Here is a 20652-nt window from a genome sequence, read left to right as displayed (position 1 = left end):
TCCATTGGCTCATTTCTTGTTTAGCAGACAAAAAGTCATCACAACAAAAGTCAATGCTTTATTAAGAATCAAAGCATTGATTTTTGTTGAATCAGCTACTTTCAGTTTAGCAAATACGACCTATTGATAAAAGAGTCATCGCGATCAATTTGCTAGGAGGGGGTAAGTGAGAGAACACCGTCTAACTTTTGGACGATTTCGTCTCGAAGGTGGTGGGTAATAAACAGGACGGTTTGCGGTTGTTGCAACAGTAATTTCTCGATCTTTTTAGCATTTTCTTGATCAAGATTAGAGGTTCCTTCATCAACTAACAAAATAGGTTTTTTCCATAGGAAGCCTCTAGCTAGTGCAAGACGCTGCAATTGTCCCCCTGAAAGATTACCGCCTGTTTCGGTAAGAACTGTGTCTAACTGCTCAGGTAGTTGTTCAATAACTGCAAAGAGTTCCGCTTTTTTTAGCGCTTGCTCGATTTCTTCATCGGAAAAAAATTGTCCTAATGTCAGATTCTCGCGAATCGATGCTTGATAGACAAAGGGACGTTGATCAATAACTGTCACATTGTCTTGCAATTCTTCTAAAGGGAATTCTTTTATTTCCGTTTCTCCCAAGCGGATCGATCCGCTATAGTCTTTGCGCCGTCCAGTCAACAAACTGAATAATGTTGACTTACCTGAGCCGCTTTCCCCCACGATGGCATACTTTTGTCCAGCTTTAAAAGTGGTTGAGAGATTGAACAACATTCGTTGCGGCTTTCCATCGGTCGTTTGATAACAATAAGAAGCTTGTGCCAACACAAGATCTTTTGCATCGTTTGTTTTTTTGCTGGGTAGCGAAATCTCATGCGCTGGCTTCTCATAAGCAAATGCATCGAATAAAGGGAATGTGCCTTGTATTTTTGACAGATAGGAACTGATATTTCCTAATGTATTAAAGATTGTCGAAGCAAGATTTCCTGTTGCTGTAATCGCTCCGATGGGAACGATTTGCAGAAATGCCAAGTAGCCAGTAAAACCTAAGACACTCAATTGACCAGTCACATTGCCAATTCCGCCAGTTACAGAGACAGCAGCCATCACTTGTGCTTGTTTTAGCTTTGCGGACTGGATTCTTTGTGCGGAACCCAAGAGTTTATTTTTAAGAAAATCAAGACGCTGGAAATTTAGGAAAGTATCAAATCCAGCTAACAGTTCGTTGGTTTTACTCAAAAAAGCTTCATTTGCCTGAGCAGTAGCGACAGCAGATTGTTTCATCTTTTTTTGGAAGATTTTCGGCAACAAAAGCAACAAACAGGACTGACCTAAGGTGAGCACGATCAATGACCAATGAAATTGGGCTAATGCGATAACGGCAAATAGTGAAGACAATACACCTTGCATGACCTGATAGATATTGGCGAAGCCATCTGTTTCGATCATGGTTATATCGTTACTCAATTTTGATGCATAGTTGCCTACGGTAACTTTGTGGAATGTCTGATAATCACTGTATCGTAGCCGAGTCAATAATTGATCTCGCAAATAAAGGGACATCTTCTGAGATGTATAGGCTGTATAACGGATTTGCAGATAAATAAACATCAGAAAACAACTATAGGCTAAGACCATCCCTACAACACCTTGGATAAATCCTTTTTGATCGAATTGGATGAGACTGTTTAGAACCTGCACATTTTGCAAGCTGGCTATCGTTTGTGAAAGTGCGACTCCTGCCATTAAAAGCAGGACGACCCCCTGATTTTTCCAATGTACCAATAACACCTTTTTCATTATTTTTTGCTCCTTTCTTATTACCTTTCTTGATATCTTTATTGTAAAAGGGTAAAGTAAAAGCGAAGGAATAATTACATATATGTAAAGAGGTGCTGTGAATGGACTATGGAGCGACATTTAAGAAACTGCGTTTAGAAAAAGGGATTACTTTGAAGGAAGCATGTCAGCAAGGGATATCAAGTGCACAACTTTCACGTTTTGAAAATGGAAAATCAATGTTGACGGTCGATCAGTTTTTTACATGCTTGCAAAATATCAATGTGACGATCGAGGAATTTCAATTTGTTGGGAAACAGACTTTTAAAGACCGTTTTGAAAAGTCTATCGAGCAGATGCAGGAGTATCTTAATACGAATCAAGAAGAGGCGGCTCGTTCGTTGGCACAACGTTTTTTTGCTGAAAGTCAGAGTCCGTATGATTGGCCGCAGTTTTTAGGCTGTTTCATTGAAGATGTACTCAATGCAGGAAATAATCGTCCATTCATTCATTCTCAAAAAGTACTCAGCTATCTCCAGCAAGTCAATAATTGGGGTGAGATGGAGTTGCGTTTGATCAGTATTTTTACCTTTGCATTGGACACAGAACAGATGGATCTATTACTGAAAAGCATTTTGAAAAAAGCCAAGCTGTACCAAAGTGTTCCGCAAACCAATGCCCTTTATTATGATCTGTTGGAGAACTTTTTTTCTAAATATGTGTTTCACCGCAATCTTCCAGCAGCCAGAAAGATCCAGAAACTGTATCGGCAGAGTCTGGACGAACGCACAATTTTATTGCGCCCCAGAATCACCTATATTTTTAACCAAGGAATTCTTTTTTATCTGGAAAAACAACCAGAACAGGGCAATGGATGCTTTGACCAAGCAATTTCTTTAGCGAGAATTTTTTATCAGAAGGAAACCGAACACTATTTTGAGAAGCGGGCCAAGAATTGGCGGGAAAATTATCAAGATACGAATTATCGTGAGCTGACGATCAATCTGAATTTTTTTAATTATTAAAAAGGGGTTGACTTGGAGTTCACTCGAAGGCGTATGCTAGAAGTATCAATCTTAAGGAGGAACGACAATGGATTATGTAAAATTTGGACATACTGGATTAGAAGTCTCCCCCCTTTGTTTAGGGGCAATGGGCTTTGGTGATCCGAAAAGCGGCTTTCATGAATGGGTATTGGAAGAAACGGAAAGTCGAGAAGTCATCAAAAAAGCCCTTGATCTAGGAATCAATTTTTTTGACACAGCGAATATCTATTCCTATGGTGCCAGCGAAGAAATATTGGGAAAAGCGCTGAATGATTTTGCCCCACGAGATGAAATCGTCGTCGCAACCAAGCTCTATTCTAAAATGAAAAAAGCCCCCAATAGCGGTGGGCTTTCACGCAAAGCGATCTTTTTTGAAATTGAACAAAGTTTAGAACGATTACAAATGGACTATGTAGACCTCTACATTATTCATCGCTGGGATTATACAACACCGATCGAAGAAACGATGGAAGCACTTCACGATTTAGTGAAAACAGGGAAAGTTCGCTATATCGGTGCCTCAGCAATGTACGCTTGGCAATTTGCCAAAGCACAGGCGGTTGCGGATAAACATGGCTGGACCAAATTTGTTTCCATGCAAAATCATTTGAATTTATTGTATCGAGAAGAAGAGCGGGAAATGCTCCCCCTTTGTGATGATCAAAAAATTGCGGTCACACCCTACAGTCCATTAGCTGCCGGTCGTTTGACTCGTGATTGGGATGCACAAACGAAACGTTTTGCGACAGATAAAACAGCACAATCAAAATATGATCAGACTAAAGAACAAGATCAATTGATCGTTCGCCGTGTGGCAGAGATTGCTGAGACACGTCAAGTCAAACGAGCACAAGTGGCCTTGGCATGGCTATTGCAAAAAGAATCAGTCGTGGCACCAATCATTGGGGCGACAAAAGAAAGTCATTTACTGGATGCTTTGCCAGCCATTGAGTTGAAGCTATCCACAGAAGAAGTTGCTTACTTAGAAGAACCTTATCTTCCGCATGCGGTTGTAGGCGCCAATTGATTTTACTAGAGAAATATCGTAGGAATAGCAGGAGGAATCTATGTGAATATCAAAAAAATAAGTGAACTTAGCGGTCTTTCTGCAGATACGATCCGCTACTATGAAAAGATTGCCCTTCTACCACCAGTCAAACGCAATGCTCATGGTGTTCGAGTCTTTGATGAAGAAGATCTCAAGTGGATCGAGTTTACCAGTAAGATGAGAAAAGCAGGACTTTCGATTGAGGCTTTGTCAACCTATTTGGCGTTATTTCGTGAAGGGAGTCAGACAGTTCCTCAAAGAAAACAATTGCTAGCAGAGCAAATCGCAGCGTTGCATGAACGAATTGCAACCATGACAGAAGCGGTAGAACGATTGGAATACAAATTGGAACATTATGATGACCACATCATTCCTGCTGAAGCTCGGTTACGCAAAGAAACGTTTACGAATTAATTTTGCAATTACACGCAATCCCTTTTAGGATACAGCCAAAATAGGAAAGGAATCGTTTGACAAAAGTAATGATTTTAGGTACCCAAGATCTTCTTCTGTTATCAGAAAACAATTATTAGCGAGAGACGAGACGCTTGTTTTGTACGTGCCAAAAAAGAATCAGACGACATTGCTTGATCCTCAACGAGAAAGCATGTTTCAAGGTGATTTACTAGATCTAGGCAGGATCTTGCGAGGAATGGTTGGTTGTGAAATCGTTTGCCTTTGTGAGATGCCTGAGCCACAAGTCACCTGGCGAATCATAGAAGCGATGAAACTACTTGACTTAACCCGAATCGTTTGCCTGGTGAAACCAGAGGAAAGCTTCCTGTCAGATCAAATCCCGGAAACAAAAACGACGCACAAGAAAGCTCGAAGCAGTCAAATGACATTATCTATTCGGATGATTGAAGAAGCGATGTGTGACTATACGATTTTGCATCTTCCTGCTTTTTTTGCATGAGTGTTCACCTGAATCTGATCTGCAAACGAGCAAGGACAATCAGCTAAGAGCAGTCGAATTACAAGTAGCAGATCTACTTGCGCAAATCAGTGAGCAGCCAACCTTCTTGGCTAAGAGAACTTTGTTTATTTCGAATCATTTGTTATAAAAAAATCCGTTGAATTAAATAAAGGTTGTCGTTTTAGCGATTACCAGAAGAGTCAAATTTTTCATAGCGACATGAAAAATTTGACTCTTCTTTCTGCTGCTTTTTTTGTTAAAATGGCAGCAATATCAAGAAGATCGATAGATTGAAATACAGAAAGGAAACAGGTGGATGACTATCAAACGAATAGGCTTGATTTCATTAGGGGTGTTATGGATCTGTATTGCATTGAACTTCTTTCTTTTACCTCACAGCATTGCCTCGGCCGGGGTGGGCTCAATCGGGTATCTTATAGAAACAGGATTAGCCATTGATCGCCATCTGATTGTCTGGGGAATCAACTTGATTATGTTAGGACTAGCGTTTCTTTTTTTAGAGCGGAAAGTCTTTATCAATACCGTCTTCGGAAGCCTGTTGTTTCCTGTCATGTTAGCATGGATTCCTGAATGGATGGTTTGGGAATTTTACCCAGCCTCTTTGATTCTAGGAAGCTTCTTCTTTAGCTTAGGGATATTTTCCCTTTACTGTATCGGTGCATCCAATGGGGGAGTCACGATCCCACCGTTGATTTTTGAAAAATATTTCGGCATAAAAAAAGCAGTCGGGATCTTCTTGACCAATACAACGATCATTGTTTTGAACTTTCTGGTCTTTGGACTGAGAGAAGCGATCATTTCTGCTTGCTCGATCTATCTCATTGCTTTCTTTATGAGTATCTTGCTCAAAGGGCAGCGTCAATTTGTCAAAAGAAAGGAAGCAAAGGAGTCCACACTTGCATCCGCTCCTGTCAAAGAAAAAAGAACGGCTGGATGAGGGAACCTCTCTTCCATTCCCTTTGTTGATAATCGCGTTCGCGAAGAGAGATTGAGATTACTGTCGGGACTAAAAAATATCACTTATTCAAAATAACAGCCTCTCTGACATCAATTGTCAGAGAGGCTGTTATTTACTACTTCCCAGAAATAATCAAATTAGTCTATAGCTTTCTTTTTTGAAAAATCGAACGACTAATGATTAATGACAGAAACGATCCGACTACAGCTATCAGAACAGCTGGTAAGAAGTCCATCAGCTCTGAATTTCCTTGAATATAAGCAATTGTCTGGCTGGACAATGAATAAGGATTGATCTTTTGGAGAGATTCAAAGAGACTACCCAATACGCCAATACCATAAAAAGCAGCTAAAAAGAGTAAGACTTGGTAAACATTTTTAGCAAATGCGGAGCTTAACAGCAGTAAGCTGATTGACAATAGCCCAAATAACCAATAACTAAAACCCGCACTGATAAGATGATGGGTCAAAGAGTCATTGAAATAAATTCTTGTATAAAGAAGACAAATGAGAAAAGCGGCAGCATAGAAAAGTGTCCAAAGGAAATAAAGATAAAGTGTTTTTGCTAAAAGAATCGTTTGTCTTGGCAATCCCTTTGTGATTAGATTGATCAGAGTTCCTTGCTCAATTTCCGCACAAATCGTATCCGCAAAGAGTATCACAAAAACCAAGAGACCCAATGAACCGATATTGTCATAAAATTGCATCCACGAATCGACAGATGTCGGCGTGGAAACAGTGATTTGGATCCCATCTGTCACCATGGAAGAAAAGATATCCGGCATTATTTTTGCCAGAAAAGGCGAGAGCATGCCCACCATCAGAAAAATCACACCACAAATGATGATCTTTTTATTCCGCCAGCCGCCTAATACTTCTTTTCTTAAAAAAACTGTTAGCTGCGTCATTTAACTACCTCCAAATAGATTTTTTCTAGCGAGGATTCATTTTTTTGGAAGAGTAAGGGGACCAATTCATTTTCAGCCATGAGTTGCAGCACTTTTTGGCCTTGTTGAAAAGTTTGATTTTCTGGAATAATCAGTTGATGTTTTTCCCTCGTCCAATTAATCGCCGCACCTTTCGCGAGCTGACAGAAATGCTCTGTTTCTTGTGAGCTGGCAAATTGAAGAAGATAATCTTCTTGGCGAAATTGTGTCTTTAATTCTTCCATTTCACCAAAGAGTTTGATCTTTCCCTGATGTAAAATCGCCACGTAATCCGAAATTTGTTCAACATCCGATAAAATATGTGAAGAAAAAAGAACTGTCGTTTCTTGTTTGATGGCAAGTAAAAGATCTAGAAAGGCTTTGCGTCCCAGCGGGTCCAGCGCAGAAGTCGGCTCATCACAAATCAATATTTCTGGTTTTGACAATAAAGCTTGTGCAAGACCCAGCCGTTGCCTCATCCCCCGTGAGTAGCTGCTGATTTTTTTGGTATTTTTTTCAAGGTTGACCAGCTGAAGAATCTCATCGATTCGGCTAGTCAGCTGTTTGCCAAGACCGCTTATTTTTCCGCAAAAATGCAGGTATTCTGTTGCGGTCATGAAAGAATAGAATTGGGGAACATCCGGTAAGTAGCCTATCTTACGGTTTGTTTGAGCATTTCCATAGACAACCGGCTCATCGCAGACCGTGATCTGCCCACTATCTGACTTTAGCAAGCCTAAAATCAGCTTCATCGTTGTTGTTTTACCAGCACCATTTTCCCCGACAAAGCCGACAACACTCCCTTTGGGAACGACAAAAGAAATGGCATCTAGAATTTTTCTTTCGCCAAAAGACTTAGATAATTGATTGATCTCAATGACGTTCATTCTTTTTCTCCTTTCCCAAAAGTGAAATACAAAATTGGTCCGATAATACTAATCAAACAAGAAACAAGTATCCATAACGTGCGGTTGCCGAATTTAAAGTGTTTCTGTTTAACGATATCTAAAACAGCAACAAGTATCAACCCGAATTGCAAAAGTGCTAATGGGATCAGAATGGGTAGATAGTCACCAATATTTTCTGGAATGCTCGTGGTCATCATCGTGTTTCCTCCTTTCCATGAGTGTCATCTGCAGTATGGGCGGCTACTGCTTGCAAGCGCTGGAATAATTCTGTAAATGATTGTTGATCTTTGAAGGGCTGCAATAGGGGTGATTCAAGAATCAGCCCTGTCAATTGTTTTTTTACCATATTAGAACTACGGGGCATCTGATTTCCAAGTTCCAACTCATCAATCCAACTTTCGATCTGATCAAAGTACGCATCACCATGAAGGAGATAAGGATCTTCTGTTTTTTCCAGCAATGAGACATAACGAGTCAAAGCGCAAAGCAAGCGGGCACTATTGCCTTGTACAGCAAAAGTGGTCAAACAGGCAGCCAAAAAATTGAGCATAATGACTGGATGTAGTCTGGATAAGTCAAATGTTTCACAAAAGGCCAGCCCTCGTTGGTAAGTTGCTTCCATAGCTTGGGGTTTTTTGGTCAGCAAAAGCGTGTAGTTAGTCAACAGACTGAGTAAAACTGTGACATATTGATAAATGGCACTTTGAAGAACAGTTTCTGCGGCTGAACCATCTGCCATTTGTTGGTGCGCAGCTGCAATCAAAGATTCCACTGGCAAGAAAACGGGTGTCTTATTTCCTAATACACCTAAAACGTCCTCTGCCTGACCAAGCATAAGCATTGAATAGGCTTCATAATAGCTAGCTTGTTGCAGGAGGTCAGCGGAACCGTTAGTTTTGACTAATTCAAATAATTTAACCGCCTCTTGTAAGTAATACTTTCGTTGATCCTCAACAGTTTTCTCATTATTTGGTACTTGTTCTGTCCTAGTAACTTGAGCTGGAATAGGCAACAGATCCCAATGATTCAGATAAAAAAGTCCCATCTGCAGCAGAAATGGATAGCAGGAATAATAACGGCGAATGAATCCTCTCAGCATAAGTAACACGTCATCAGCGGATTTAGTTTCAAACGAGTCTTTCAACAACTGGTAAATCCGCTTGATTTCTTGAGTTGTTAGCTGAGAATTGATCACTAAAAGATCATCGACGCTGCAATCAAAGAAAGCAGCCAAGAGTGGCAACAAGGTAATATCTGGATAAGATTGGCCCGTCTCCCATTTAGAAACCGAGGCCTTAGAAACACTCATAAAATCAGCTAGCTCTGTTTGAGTGATTTGTTTGTCCTTTCTTCTCTTGGCTATTTCCTGTCCAATTGGTAATTCCATGACGCACCTCCATTGAATTGGCTAGCTTTATTGTAGAACAGGAAAGAGAGGAGCACAATGGAGAACAAGTTAACTTTTGATTGATAAAGTTAACCATGGGTTGATAAAGAGTAGCAACACTCTTTTTTCTTGTTGTAAGACGTATTTCAGTGTTTAATGAAAGAAAACGAGGTGAGGGTTCGATATGAAAGTGATAGCAATGATTGACTCATTTAAAGGGAGTGCTACCTCGGAAGAATTAAATCAGGCAGCACTTAAAGGGTTTCCAGTCAAATGGGAAAAAGAATCAATCCCCATCGCAGATGGTGGAGAAGGAACAATGGCTGCGTTATTTGCTGCCTATGGAGGACAGTATAAATCCGTAACAAGTGTCGGTCCCCTAGGAGAAGAACGAGTAGTTTCGTATTTACTGACAACAATCAATCAAAAGCGAATAGCGATTATTGAATGTGCAGCAATCATCGGTATCCAATTACTTGATCCTTCAGATCAAACAACCAGACAGGCTAGTTCCTACGGGCTAGGTCTTTTGATCGCAGATGCAATCAATGAAAAAGTAACACAGATCTATGTAACGTTAGGTGGCAGTGCAACAACAGATGGCGGACTGGGTTTACTGGAAGCATTAGGTGCGGAACTAATGTATCAACCTGCGGAAGATGCGCGCAATCCTTTGTTGACCATAAATTATTTTTCGATAACAGCAGTGCAGAAACTGCTTTCTGGTATCGAACTGTTGGTTTTAGCAGATGTAACTAATCCTTATACTGGAGCTGAAGGATTTGCAACTACTTTCGGACCTCAGAAAGGTGCTTTACCTCAAACGGTACAGGTATTGGAGCAGCAAGCAAAAAAAGTAGCGTATTTCGTGCAGCAAGAATACCAAATTGATTTAAATGGGATCGCTGGAACGGGTGCTGCTGGAGGTATCGGCGGTGCGATGGTCTTACTAGGGGGACAGATCTGTCCTGGATTTATGACCATTGCGAAACTGTTGAAATTAGAGACTAGAATCAGTGATGCTACGTTGATCATCACCGGTGAAGGCCGTTTTGACCGTCAAACTGCAGCCGGAAAAGTGCCATTAGGTGTGGCCAAAATCGCACAGCCCCATGCTATTCCAGTTGTTGCATTGTGTGGGCAAAGGGAGCCTGATCTAGGAGAGATCGGTCAGTATTTTGCTGGTATTTTCAGTATTCAACCAGGCCCACTTCTCCTTGATGAAGCAATGAAAAAAAGTGTAACGCTCGCAAATATGGCAGAAACCGCACAGGCTATCGCGATGTTTCATGAAAAAATCACAAGAGCGAATCATGGTGATGGTGGAGGAAATGGATCTTTCTAATAGAGCGTTTTTTTAATGGGCATTTTTTTCATATTAGACTGAAATAATCGACCGTTTATTTTTAAGAATCCCCCCTATACTTATAGACAAGCGAAAGCTAAAAAGACATTAGGGGGAATGACAATGAAGTGGTATCAAATTTCAAAAGAACAATTGATGAAGCAGCTACAGTCCGATCGTCAGGGACTTTCAAATAAAGAACGTCAGGCACGGTTAGAAGCAGATGGTGCAAATCGCATTGCAGAAAAAGTTCAAATCAAAACTTGGCAAAAAATCGCAAAACATTTTACGGATCTGTTGATGATCGTGTTGATGGTTGCTGCAGCTTTAAAGGCTGTTACAGGTGATTATGTAGAAAGTGGCATCATTCTTCTAGTTGTTATCATCAACGGCATTGTGGGTTACTGGCAGGAACGAAAAGCGGAAGAATCTTTGGACGGCTTAAAACAAATGATGGGCCAAGAAGCCGTAGTCATTGTGGAAGGACTGCAGCAAACTGTTGCCGCAGAGTCGATCGTTCAAGGAGATTTAGTCTCATTGAAGGCGGGCGATGTCGTACCAGCGGATATGCGATTGATCGAAAATCATGGATTGGTCGTAGAAGAGTCGATCTTAACTGGAGAATCTGAGCCAGTCAAGAAAACAGAACACGTCATCACAGAAAACAGTATTATTGGAGATCAAAAGAACATGGTCTTCTCTGGTACACTTGTTCAAAGTGGGTCAGCTATCGGTGTGGTAGTAGCAACTGGCGACGAGACAGAAATCGGTAAGATCAATCAAGCTTTGCAGTCAGTGAAATCACAAGAGACACCGTTGGTAAAGAAAATGCATCAGTTGAACAAGCAGATTTTTCGCGGTATTGTCGCGCTGATTCTCTTCTTAATTTTCTTTACCGCATTCCGGTATGGTCTAGAACTAAACGTGTTGTTTTCCTCAGTGATCGCGTTAATCGTAGCAATGGTTCCGGAAGGATTACCAGCTGTTTTAACCATGATTTTGTCAATGGGTGTCAAAGAAATGGCAGATCAGCAAGCAATCATCAAGACGATGCCGTCGGTGGAAACGCTTGGTGCAATGACAGTCATTTGTTCGGACAAAACAGGAACGTTGACAAAAAATGAAATGACCGTTGTAGATACTGTCACTGTAACCGAAAAAGAGCAAGCGCTCATGTACGATATCATGGCAAATTGTCAAGATCTGAAACAAGATAGTTCTCAGCGGGCAGCAGATTTGCAAGGTAATCCTACTGAGCGGGCGCTGCTGCAGTTTGTGGAGACTCAGGAATTACCCTTGCAACAAGTTGCAGCAAAAATTCCTTTTAGCTCTACTTACAAGTACATGGCAACTTTGCATCCTTTGCAAGAGGATCAATCAATCTTATATGTAAAAGGCGCTCCAGAAGTTTTGCTAAATAAAAGTCAGCTATCAGAAGATCAAGTATCCTATTGGCAGCAAGCGGCTTCTGAGCTAGCACAGAAAGGACAGCGGGTCTTAGGGTTCGCATACAAGACAGTTCCAGCATCCAGTCAAGTTGCTCATGAAGAAGTCACTGATTTAGTCTTCATAGGTCTTGCAGGAATCATTGATCCGCCAAAAGACAGTGCAATCAAAGCAGTGAGAGAGTCCTTACAAGCGGGGATCAGAGTCAAAATGATCACAGGAGACCACAAAGAAACGGCGCAAGCCATCGGCGAGCAAGTCGGGTTGAAACATACGAAGAAAGTTCTTGAAGGATTAGATATCGACCAAATGACCGATGAGGAGTTGGCACAGCAAGTCAATCACGTGGATGTTTTTGCTCGGACGACGCCAGAGCACAAGCTACGAATTGTGACCGCTCTACAAAATAATGGTGAGATCGTAGGCATGACCGGAGACGGTGTCAATGATGCTCCCGCATTGAAAAAAGCAGATATCGGGATCGCTATGGGGATCAAAGGAAGTGAAGTAAGCAAGCAAGCAGCCGATATGGTTTTGGCAGATGATAACTTCCATACAATCGCGAATGCAGTCAAAGAAGGGCGACGGATCTTTGACAATCTGAAAAAAACTATCAACTTCTTTTTGCCAACAGCATTAGCGCAAGGATTGATTGTCATTTTTGCTCTCTTGTTAAATCGTCCATTACCTTTGACTCCAGTTCAGATCCTCTGGGTCAATATGGTAACAACAATTACATTGTCTTATGCACTAGGATTCGAAAAAGCGAGTAAAGATGTGATGGATCGGCCGCCACGTCCAGTCAATGAAGGAATTCTTTCCATGTACAGCATGTTCCGAATCGTCTATGTTTCTCTACTGATCATGATTCCTGCTTACTTTTTGTCCATGCAATTTGAAGGGCAAGCAGTCCAGCAAACGATTCTCCTGCAGAACATCGTATTAGGACAAGCAGTATACATGTTGAATTGTCGGGAGCTTTTAGAGCCAGCATTGAACAAGAGTATGTTCCAAAATCGGGCACTGTTCATTTCTCTAGGAATCTTGGTGATCTTGCAAGGAATGGTTCTGGTGTTGCCAGTTGCGCAGCAACTGATTGGGACAACTACATTGACGCTTGTACAGCATCTTAGTATCGCAGCAAATGGCTTCTTACTCTTTGCGGTGGTTGAAGTTGAAAAGCATCTAATGAAGCGGCGCGCCAATCGGCAAAATACAAAAACAACCAATGAACTAAGCTAAGTCATTGGTTGATCAGATAATATGTTTGGATGAGCTCAGTCAATTGATTGAGCTCATTTTTAGTTGGCAGCATTGAAAGATAGAAGACTGGTAATTTGGGATCATCCAAAGGGACGTTCGAAATAATGAAGTCGTCATTTCGAGTAGTCATCCCTGCGAATTCAGCTGGTTCGACTGGGACTAATTCGATCCTAGAACCCAAATAATCACTTATTTCCTGTTGCAAGAAAACTTTCCATGCTGGTTCTCCTTGAAAGAAGAAGAAAGCTCGGGTCGTTACTGGTCGTGCCTGAAGCACAGCTTGTTGTACGAGGAGTGAAGCCATATTCAAGATATACTTAGGTTCATCGGTTACAATGGCAAATTTTGGATCTAAGATAAATTTCCGTAATCGTTCAAAAATTGCTTGATAGTTGTGTTGACGAATGTGCATCATTTCTTGATACTCTAATTGAAATTGTTCAGACAGTTTTGCGGATTCATTGAATTTTAAGACCAAAAGCAGCAAATTGTCCGCTAACTGGGTTTCAGAAAGTAGGGGAATCGCCAATTCTTGCCCAAGTTCTTGAACAAATCGCTGGACGGATTGTTTGATTTCCTGATAGGCATCTAGTGTGACAGCAATTTTGCTTGTCCACTGATTGTTGTAATTCCAACTTTCCAGAAAACAATAGAAACTAAAGAAACACTCCTCCTGATTCAAATAGACGCCTTCTTTTTGATAAACTTGCTGGAGCGACTGCTGATATTGTAAAAAAAGCGGATCTAAAGGATCAAAAGCGAGTGCATTGACCCGACAATTGGCTTTGATTCGGATTGTATTGATGAAGAACCAGCAAGTGCCAAAAATTTCTTCAGAAAGAACGTCCAACTCTTGACGTTTCAGTGACTGTAAAAAGATAAGATAATGTGATTCATGAATAGCATAATCTTCAAAGAAATAATTATTGTGGGTAAAAGGCAGCAGCAGACGATGGAAGAAAACTCGAATGCTGATCTCACTACCTGACAGTTTGGCTTGCTTGGCGTTCAACTGAATTCGAATATTGTATGGTTTAATGCCACGGTTGATTTTTGTAACATGACGTTTCAATGTTTCAAAAGAGATACCACTGTCATGCAAGAAAGATTGTGTTGAGATTCCTTTTGCAAAGAATAACTGTTTGATCAACATAGCGCCAATTGAAAGCGGCAAGAAGCTTTCCCATAATTGATTGGTTAGTTGGGAATCTTTTTTAAGTAAAGAAAAGCCATTACTTGTCGCTTCGATTTCCCATCCGTCAGGCAATTGCTCTCGAATATACTGAATATCTGTAAAGACAGTCCGCTCTGTAGTTTGAATCGAAGCAGCCAATGCCTTTGCCGTAATCGTTTTGTGATTGGATAACTCTTCGAGAAGCAGGATCTGCCGTAATAAATCTTTTTCTGTAATGATACTTTTCATCATTGTATCCATAGAAAGCTTCCTCTCCGATTCAGAATAAGCTGATTGGTAAAAAGTTTTCTTTTATTTTACCTCGCATTGATTCAGAATGCTATTTCTTTTTCGTATAAGAAAAGGAGGGGAGCAGGATTTTTGCTTGGATCATTCAAGCACAGTAGTATTCCATAAGGTCTTGTGGCATCTTGAATTCTACTGTAGCTCATTTATTAACTATTCTTATTCCGAAAACGACAAGTTTTGGGGTTCCGTTGGGTAGTACTGTTCACTATTAAATTCGGTTGTTTGAATATCATTGGGAACGATTTCTAAACAAAAATCATCAGCCCACAAAGTGCCTTTTCCCTGCAACAAAAACCCAAAATTTAAAACTTCAGCTTCCTGTGAGACATCTAAGACAGAAGAATAATAATTCCAATCATTTGTGCCTGTTACTGGACGATTCTGCATATTATCGAACGCTAATTGTTCAAAATTCTTGCCATCAATTCTCAACCAAATTCCTCCCCAACCTTCAATTGATTCTGATTTTAGGTATGCGCTTAATCGCACACGTTGATTAATGTAATTTTTTGCACTCACTTGTTGCATAACAGTTGCAAAATTCTCTGTGTATAAGCTCTCTGTTTGGCTCATTTTTACTGACTGATTTCCACTATGAAAAGTCATTTGATCAATTGTCACTTCATATTTGTCAAAATTATTTCCAGAAAGCAACCAGCCATTTATTTTTGTCTCACTCATTTTTTGATTCCCCCTAAAAAAATTTTTAAATTGGATTCTATATTGTCGAGGAGGGAGTTGATAATAGGACTTAAAAACTCTGGAAAACGCCTCTTGTGAGGAAAAACCGCTGATCAGAGCAATTTCGATAATCTTCAATTCGCTCTTCAAAAGTAGTAGGGAAGCATGGGCCATACGTCTTTTTTGAAGATATTTATATACTCCCATGCCCAGTTGTTTTTTAAATACACGCTGAAAATGAAATTCTGACATGCCGGCTTTTTTTGCAATTTCTTTTGAGGAGAGATCGCCAGTCAAATTATTTTCAATGTAGAGTAATGCCAGTTGAATGTCTTTTGTATAATCCATAAATCACCTCACTGCCTCCTTGTATGTAGAATACATCTTTTATTGGAAGGTTTTTTGATAATTAATGCTTTTTTACGATAGGTATGAAATCTAGTGTAACAACGATAAGTTTTATTGAAAAGTACGAATAGAGTACTTGTTAACGTTCATTTTCCTAGAGATGATTATAACCAATAAAAGAACTGAGTTCGAGACACAATCATTTCTTTTGAAAAAAAAGTGAAGAGGAGTAAAATATAAGTGAAAAAATGAACATTAGGAGGAAAAAATATGTGTACATCAATTACTTATTCAACGCGAGATCACTATTTTGGTAGAAACTTTGATTATGAGCTGTCTTATGAAGAAGTAGTCACGATTACTCCTAGGAACTATAAGCTGTCTTTTCGAAAAGTTGGTGAGTTATCACAGCATTATGCGATGATCGGGATTGCTGCTGGTATAGCGGATTATCCGCTGTATTATGATGCTACCAATGAAAAAGGTTTAAGTATGGCTGGGTTAAATTTTGCTGGTTTTGCAGATTACAAAGAACCGGTTGAGAATAAAGACAATGTCACACCATTTGAATTCATTCCCTGGATATTAGGGCAATGCAGCACAGTAGCTGAAGCAAAACAATTGTTGAATAAAATCAATTTGGTTAATATCAATTTTAGCGAAAATCTTCCGCTGTCGCCTTTACACTGGTTATTAGCGGATAAAGAGTCTTCAATCGTTGTAGAAAGTATGAAAGACGGACTTCATATCTATGATAATCCTGTTGGTGTCCTAACGAACAATCCTTCTTTTGACTATCATTTGTTTAATTTAAATAACTATCGTTCTTTATCTAGTAAAACGCCAACCAATACCTTCTCAGATGCAATCGAATTGAATGAGTATAGTCGAGGAATGGGCGGAATTGGGTTGCCTGGGGATTTGTCCTCGATGTCTCGATTTGTGAAGGCTGCATTCACGAAACTGAATTCTGTATCTGGTGATTCAGAATCAGAAAGTATCAGCCAATTTTTCCATATTTTAGGGTCTGTCGAACAGCAAAAAGGATTATGTGATGTGGGAGACGGGAAATATGAATATACCATTTATTCTTCTTGCTGCAATGTCGACAAAGGGATTTATTACTATCGGACCTATGAAAATAGTCAAATCGTCGCTGTAGATATGCATAAAGAAGACCTAGACAGTGAAAAACTGATTAGTTATCCGTTAGTTGAACAACAGCAAATACACGTTGCTAATTAATCGGTAAATAACTTTCAGAGAACAACGGTAGCGTACGTATCGCTTGGATGAAGTGATCGAAAGAGAAGTTGGTTTTTACTGCTAAGAAATACGACAGAAGATGATTGATGACTAGCAGCAATGACCAACACCTTTAGATAATTGATTTATGAATCCGTGTGTTACAGTTTTTTCGTGATAACTCGGACATTCGTGAGATGAAAAAATAAAAGAACTTGCTAGTTTGATAAGATGCACTTTTTGGTTGAACAAAGAGTGCATCTTTGATTTATATTTGGCACAGATTGAGCACAAAGCAAAATAAAAACCGCTAAGGCCAAGGGTCCTTAGCGGTAAAACAACGTTTTTTGAATACGGGTTCACCTAAGTAATTTCAATTAAGGAAGTTCATGAGTTTTATTCTTCTGGATAATCGAAAGGGATATCAGGATAGGCAAAATTTTCTTTGATTACTTTTTTACTGTTTTCTGAGGTTCCAGATATAATATAATTAAATGATAAACGTTTTTTAAATCCATAATTTTCTACTGCGTAAATAAAACTATAAATTAATTCACAGTCTTCTAAGGTAGGAATGTAATCTTTGGGAACAAGATTTCCATTATAAAATTTTCCCGTTTTGGTAATTTCTTTTTTCCAATTTTCAAAATCTTTTTTTGTTGTGATATCTTTTGAAAAATAGGTTTCATATTTATTAGAAAGAGGGTAAATATCTTTCACTAATAGGATTTCTTCTTGAGGGATTTCTTTTGTTTGGCCTATAAAGTTATCGATCTTTTGGTAAGATGTGTATTCTTGATATTTAAAATAACCGAAATATAATAGGATCACCACTATTACAAATAAAAAACAGCTTAATAAAATGTACAAAATTTTTTTCATAAGAATCTCTCCTATTAATAAGTTCCAACTTTATATGGTTTGTAAGAAGTAGTGAATATATTAGGCAAGGCACCTGGAGCAATGAACGTAAGTCCTGAAGCATAGCTTTGCATGACCGGAGCAGAACCACTACCATACCAAAAAGCATGGAAAACCAATTTTGAACAGTAGGTTGGATTCGTAGATAGCGTATTAGGACCAATGAAATAATCATAGTGACGGTTCTTTTTATAGCCACCAGATGAATTCCAAAAAATTTTGTCCGCATAAGAAGCGCATTTATTTGCCATAGTTTTATTTGGGAGCCGCCAGATTTGGACCCAATTATCTATATGTCTGATACTCTTAGCTCCTTGTTCACTACCACCATTTATCCACTTTTCTTTACTAAATTGATGGTTATTATCTTTCATGACACCAGTAGGCCATTTGTTAATTACTCCTCCTCCAGACATCTCTAAGATATAGTTATCACTAGTGGCGATTGCTGCATGCCCCATACCACCACTGACAACAATAATATCTCCTTTACGAAGATTACGTTTGAAACGGTCTGCGTTTTGTTTTTGGGTTGCACATTTTTACCGTTGATTATTGCGAGGAGAATGTCCTTCTCCATCCGGGAAGGCACTGTAATTTAATATTTCTCCAAACCAGTTATCATAGGTTAATCCAGCGCCAACAACTTCTTTCATTTCTTCATAAGATGTTTTATTTACTTGATAATTCTCTTGAAAAGCTTCATAGGAGTATAATTCTCGATTAACTTTTCCTTCAGCGATCCCTTTTTCATATAATTCTTTGATTTTCGTTGCTTCTTGATCTGTTAGTTCTGGAGAATTTGTTTAATCAGAATCATATTTTCCTTTGTTTTCGTCTTCAATATCCCAAAGAGATGTTCGAGCTTCTTGCTCTGATGAAGTGGCTGCAGTAGGTTCTGTTTCTTCTTCAAGTGAGTTTGTTAGTATTGGATCAGAAATATCAGTTGATGAAACAGTTATGAAGGTGTTGCTTGTATCGGTGGTAGTAGTTGAACGCGTTGAGTGTTCTTCTGAATAAGCGTTTCCAATGAAGCTTAGGTCAATGAATAGCATAGAGAGAATGGAGAGGACGATAAATCATCTTTTCATTTAATTCACGCCGTTCTGTAGGTTTTTGAATTGTATATATATTATATCTAAGTGGAAATTAACATTAAAAATGTAAAAAAACAACTTACGCTTTTGTCACGTGCTTATTGAACAAGCGAAAAAGGTTTTTGCACTAAGACTTTTTTACTTAAAATCGAGGAGGAGATTTTTTCTTTAATGATGGTTAGTTTCAATAATGATGGTTAGTTTCAATTTTTTTTAACCTACAAGCTTAGTAGGATAGTGAATAAAAGATAGGCTACATGAGATGAGCGCTTCTCCTATAGATATTTTTAGCGTCACCTTAGCTCAGAAAAATTTATGATTTCACGTGACAAAAAAGTTCAAATTCTTGTCGCCCGATAAATACAAGATTTGACAAGCTTAATTTCGATAGATTCGTGTAATCTGTGTGCTTATAAAACTAGTATGACGTAAAAATGTCCCGTGATGTCCATAAACGGTAAACAAAAACCGCTAGGAATTCATATTCCTAACGGTTTGTAAATAGAACGTATGATAATATAACGTCACAGGAGGGATTCGAACCCCCGACCGTCCGCTTAGAAGGCGGATGCTCTATCCAGCTGAGCTACTATGACAAGTCAGCAACAAATAACATTATAGAAAAAGGAGCGCCTAATGTCAATCGCTTTTCGCTATTTTTGCCAACTTTCTTTAAAATGACTCGTTACTCGCTGGTTGTAGCCACGTCCACATGATCTGCTTCTTTCGTAATAAGAATAACGCCATCTCCTAAGGGAATTAAGCTAGAAGTCAGTTGGGGATGATCCATCACTGTATTGAGGAAAAGGTTTAGTTTACGGTGGATGGCCCGTTGTCCTCGTGGAATGTCTTCTATAGGATCTAAAATCGTTCCTGCCTGAAAGACGTCATCGACCATTAACACGCCGCCTTTACGTAAAAGTCGTAAGCATTCCGGTAAAAATTCGATGTATTTAGACTTTGCACTATCCATGAAAATAAAATCGTAAGGGCCATCAAGTGTCGGCAAAACGTCTGCTGCCTGTCCCTCTAAAAGAGTGACTTTATCCTCAAGGCTCAATTGTTTGTAAGTTTCTCTGGCTTTTTTGATCATGACATCATAGCGATCGATGGTAGTTACGTGACCATCACCTACATACTGTGCCATCAAACTTGAAGAAAAGCCGATTGCTGTACCGATTTCTAATATTTGCTTGGGCTTCATTTGTCCTAATAAAAATTGCAGGAACACCACTGTCTCATGCGGAATAATAGGAACTTCTTTTTCATGAGCTGCCTGTTCGATTTGACCTAATTTCCCAGTTAATTGCTTTTGTTTTTCCCGCATAAACGCCACTAGTTCTTTTTTTACTACTGGACGATGCATCATTTCGTTACGCATCCTGATCCTCCTAAATAATTTCTGTTACTTATTATACGGATAACTCTCTTTGAGTTCAATCCTTTCTACTTGGGAAAAGAACAGATCTTTTGCTCAGTAAGACAAAAAAACCAGTCGAATGACTGGTAGGGGAGAAAGGTTGAAAAATAATTTTTGGTATACAATGATACTAACAGAGCAATGTTTAAATTGTGTTAAGAGTCTGTGAAGATATAACCAGTATTTGCTGAAAAAAATCTGTTTTAAAGGGACGTATTTCAAAAGAAGTATTTCCAATGGATCCTAAGAAAGAAAAAAATGATCTCTTTTTCTGATAAGAACTCTTATCTAAATATTCAGAAAATTCAATTAAAAGCATTGACAGATGCAGTGTCTTTCGGTATCTTCTTATATAAGGTAACGAGAAGCAGAAAGTGACAGGTGAATAAAATGATTAGAAATAGGCCGATGAACACTAGCAACTTATTATTACCGTGAGGACTCTTTTT

18 protein-coding genes and 1 tRNA gene are annotated in these 20652 nt (G+C 39.2%); 8 read left to right on the top strand and 11 right to left on the bottom strand.

Features of this window, described 5'->3' with window-relative positions; genetic code table 11:
• Positions 1-152: 152 nt before the first annotated feature.
• Entirely contained in the window at positions 153-1766 is a 1614-nt protein-coding gene (locus IGJ45_RS10385) for an ABC transporter ATP-binding protein (RefSeq protein WP_138372075.1), read from the bottom strand.
• A gap of 101 nt (positions 1767-1867) precedes the next feature.
• Between IGJ45_RS10385 and IGJ45_RS10380 the strand changes: the two genes are divergently transcribed.
• The 5 genes from IGJ45_RS10380 to IGJ45_RS10360 all read left to right on the top strand — a co-directional run bounded on the left by IGJ45_RS10380 (position 1868) and on the right by IGJ45_RS10360 (position 5713).
• On the top strand, positions 1868-2770 hold the full coding sequence (locus IGJ45_RS10380; RefSeq protein ID WP_103299642.1) for an Rgg/GadR/MutR family transcriptional regulator: 903 nt from the start codon (positions 1868-1870) through the stop codon (positions 2768-2770).
• A gap of 67 nt (positions 2771-2837) precedes the next feature.
• Complete coding sequence (locus IGJ45_RS10375; RefSeq protein WP_021149965.1) at positions 2838-3818, top strand: aldo/keto reductase; 981 nt, start codon at positions 2838-2840, stop codon at positions 3816-3818.
• 42 nt (positions 3819-3860) lie between these two features.
• The gene (locus IGJ45_RS10370) at positions 3861-4253 is read left to right on the top strand and encodes a MerR family transcriptional regulator (protein ID WP_003126151.1); all 393 of its coding nucleotides are present in this window, start codon (positions 3861-3863) and stop codon (positions 4251-4253) included.
• Between the two features lie 40 nt (positions 4254-4293).
• Positions 4294-4755 carry an NAD(P)H-binding protein gene (locus IGJ45_RS10365; RefSeq protein ID WP_328291047.1) on the top strand — a complete coding sequence of 154 codons (462 nt, stop codon included), beginning with the start codon at positions 4294-4296 and terminating at the stop codon, positions 4753-4755.
• A 316-nt stretch (positions 4756-5071) separates the two neighbouring features.
• Positions 5072-5713, top strand: coding sequence for a YitT family protein (locus IGJ45_RS10360; protein ID WP_138372073.1), 642 nt, complete (start codon positions 5072-5074; stop codon positions 5711-5713).
• 163 nt (positions 5714-5876) lie between these two features.
• On the opposite strand, the gene IGJ45_RS10355 is transcribed toward IGJ45_RS10360, so the two are convergent.
• Genes IGJ45_RS10355 through IGJ45_RS10340 form a run of 4 tightly spaced genes read right to left on the bottom strand, consistent with a single transcriptional unit; the run spans position 5877 to position 8954 of the window.
• Positions 5877-6641: an ABC transporter permease subunit gene (locus IGJ45_RS10355; protein ID WP_349703823.1), complete on the bottom strand. Its 765-nt coding sequence runs from the start codon at positions 6639-6641 to the stop codon at positions 5877-5879.
• A complete protein-coding gene (locus tag IGJ45_RS10350; protein ID WP_081131643.1) occupies positions 6638-7546 on the bottom strand; it encodes an ABC transporter ATP-binding protein in 909 nt (302 codons plus the stop codon). Before IGJ45_RS10350 ends, IGJ45_RS10355 begins: the two co-directional genes overlap by 4 nt.
• Positions 7543-7764 carry a PLD nuclease N-terminal domain-containing protein gene (locus tag IGJ45_RS10345; RefSeq protein WP_003126159.1) on the bottom strand — a complete coding sequence of 74 codons (222 nt, stop codon included), beginning with the start codon at positions 7762-7764 and terminating at the stop codon, positions 7543-7545. The genes IGJ45_RS10350 and IGJ45_RS10345 overlap by 4 nt, the downstream gene beginning before the upstream one ends.
• Positions 7761-8954, bottom strand: a complete 1194-nt coding sequence (locus IGJ45_RS10340) for a helix-turn-helix domain-containing protein (RefSeq protein WP_138372072.1) — start codon at positions 8952-8954, stop codon at positions 7761-7763. Before IGJ45_RS10340 ends, IGJ45_RS10345 begins: the two co-directional genes overlap by 4 nt.
• A gap of 184 nt (positions 8955-9138) precedes the next feature.
• Between IGJ45_RS10340 and IGJ45_RS10335 the strand changes: the two genes are divergently transcribed.
• Positions 9139-10299, top strand: coding sequence for a glycerate kinase family protein (locus IGJ45_RS10335; protein WP_138372071.1), 1161 nt, complete (start codon positions 9139-9141; stop codon positions 10297-10299).
• Between the two features lie 123 nt (positions 10300-10422).
• Positions 10423-12987, top strand: coding sequence for an HAD-IC family P-type ATPase (locus IGJ45_RS10330; protein WP_081131640.1), 2565 nt, complete (start codon positions 10423-10425; stop codon positions 12985-12987).
• Position 12988: 1 nt separating this feature from the next.
• On the opposite strand, the gene IGJ45_RS10325 is transcribed toward IGJ45_RS10330, so the two are convergent.
• Together IGJ45_RS10325 and IGJ45_RS10320 are read right to left on the bottom strand one after the other, a co-directional pair.
• Positions 12989-14443, bottom strand: a complete 1455-nt coding sequence (locus tag IGJ45_RS10325) for a helix-turn-helix domain-containing protein (RefSeq protein WP_103299652.1) — start codon at positions 14441-14443, stop codon at positions 12989-12991.
• Positions 14444-14647: 204 nt separating this feature from the next.
• A complete protein-coding gene (locus IGJ45_RS10320) occupies positions 14648-15520 on the bottom strand; it encodes a helix-turn-helix domain-containing protein (protein WP_138372070.1) in 873 nt (290 codons plus the stop codon).
• Positions 15521-15790: 270 nt separating this feature from the next.
• Between IGJ45_RS10320 and bsh the strand changes: the two genes are divergently transcribed.
• The gene (gene bsh / locus IGJ45_RS10315; RefSeq protein WP_103299655.1) at positions 15791-16765 is read left to right on the top strand and encodes a choloylglycine hydrolase; all 975 of its coding nucleotides are present in this window, start codon (positions 15791-15793) and stop codon (positions 16763-16765) included.
• A 396-nt stretch (positions 16766-17161) separates the two neighbouring features.
• Here the strand turns inward: bsh and IGJ45_RS10310 are convergent, their stop codons facing one another.
• From IGJ45_RS10310 to IGJ45_RS10295, 4 genes are all read right to left on the bottom strand, one after another.
• Complete coding sequence (locus IGJ45_RS10310; RefSeq protein ID WP_060814046.1) at positions 17162-17647, bottom strand: DUF3139 domain-containing protein; 486 nt, start codon at positions 17645-17647, stop codon at positions 17162-17164.
• A gap of 14 nt (positions 17648-17661) precedes the next feature.
• Positions 17662-18147: a hypothetical protein gene (locus IGJ45_RS10305; RefSeq protein WP_257602184.1), complete on the bottom strand. Its 486-nt coding sequence runs from the start codon at positions 18145-18147 to the stop codon at positions 17662-17664.
• Between the two features lie 1158 nt (positions 18148-19305).
• Positions 19306-19379: transfer RNA gene (locus IGJ45_RS10300), tRNA-Arg, on the bottom strand.
• An 89-nt stretch (positions 19380-19468) separates the two neighbouring features.
• The gene (locus IGJ45_RS10295) at positions 19469-20164 is read right to left on the bottom strand and encodes an O-methyltransferase (RefSeq protein WP_138372067.1); all 696 of its coding nucleotides are present in this window, start codon (positions 20162-20164) and stop codon (positions 19469-19471) included.
• Between the last annotated feature and the right edge of the window lie 488 nt (positions 20165-20652).

The organism is Enterococcus sp. DIV0574, assembly GCF_051711125.1.
GTDB lineage: Bacteria > Bacillota > Bacilli > Lactobacillales > Enterococcaceae > Enterococcus_D > Enterococcus_D gallinarum.
Note: the sequence above shows the minus strand (reverse complement) of the source record. Positions and strands in the feature narration are given on the sequence as shown.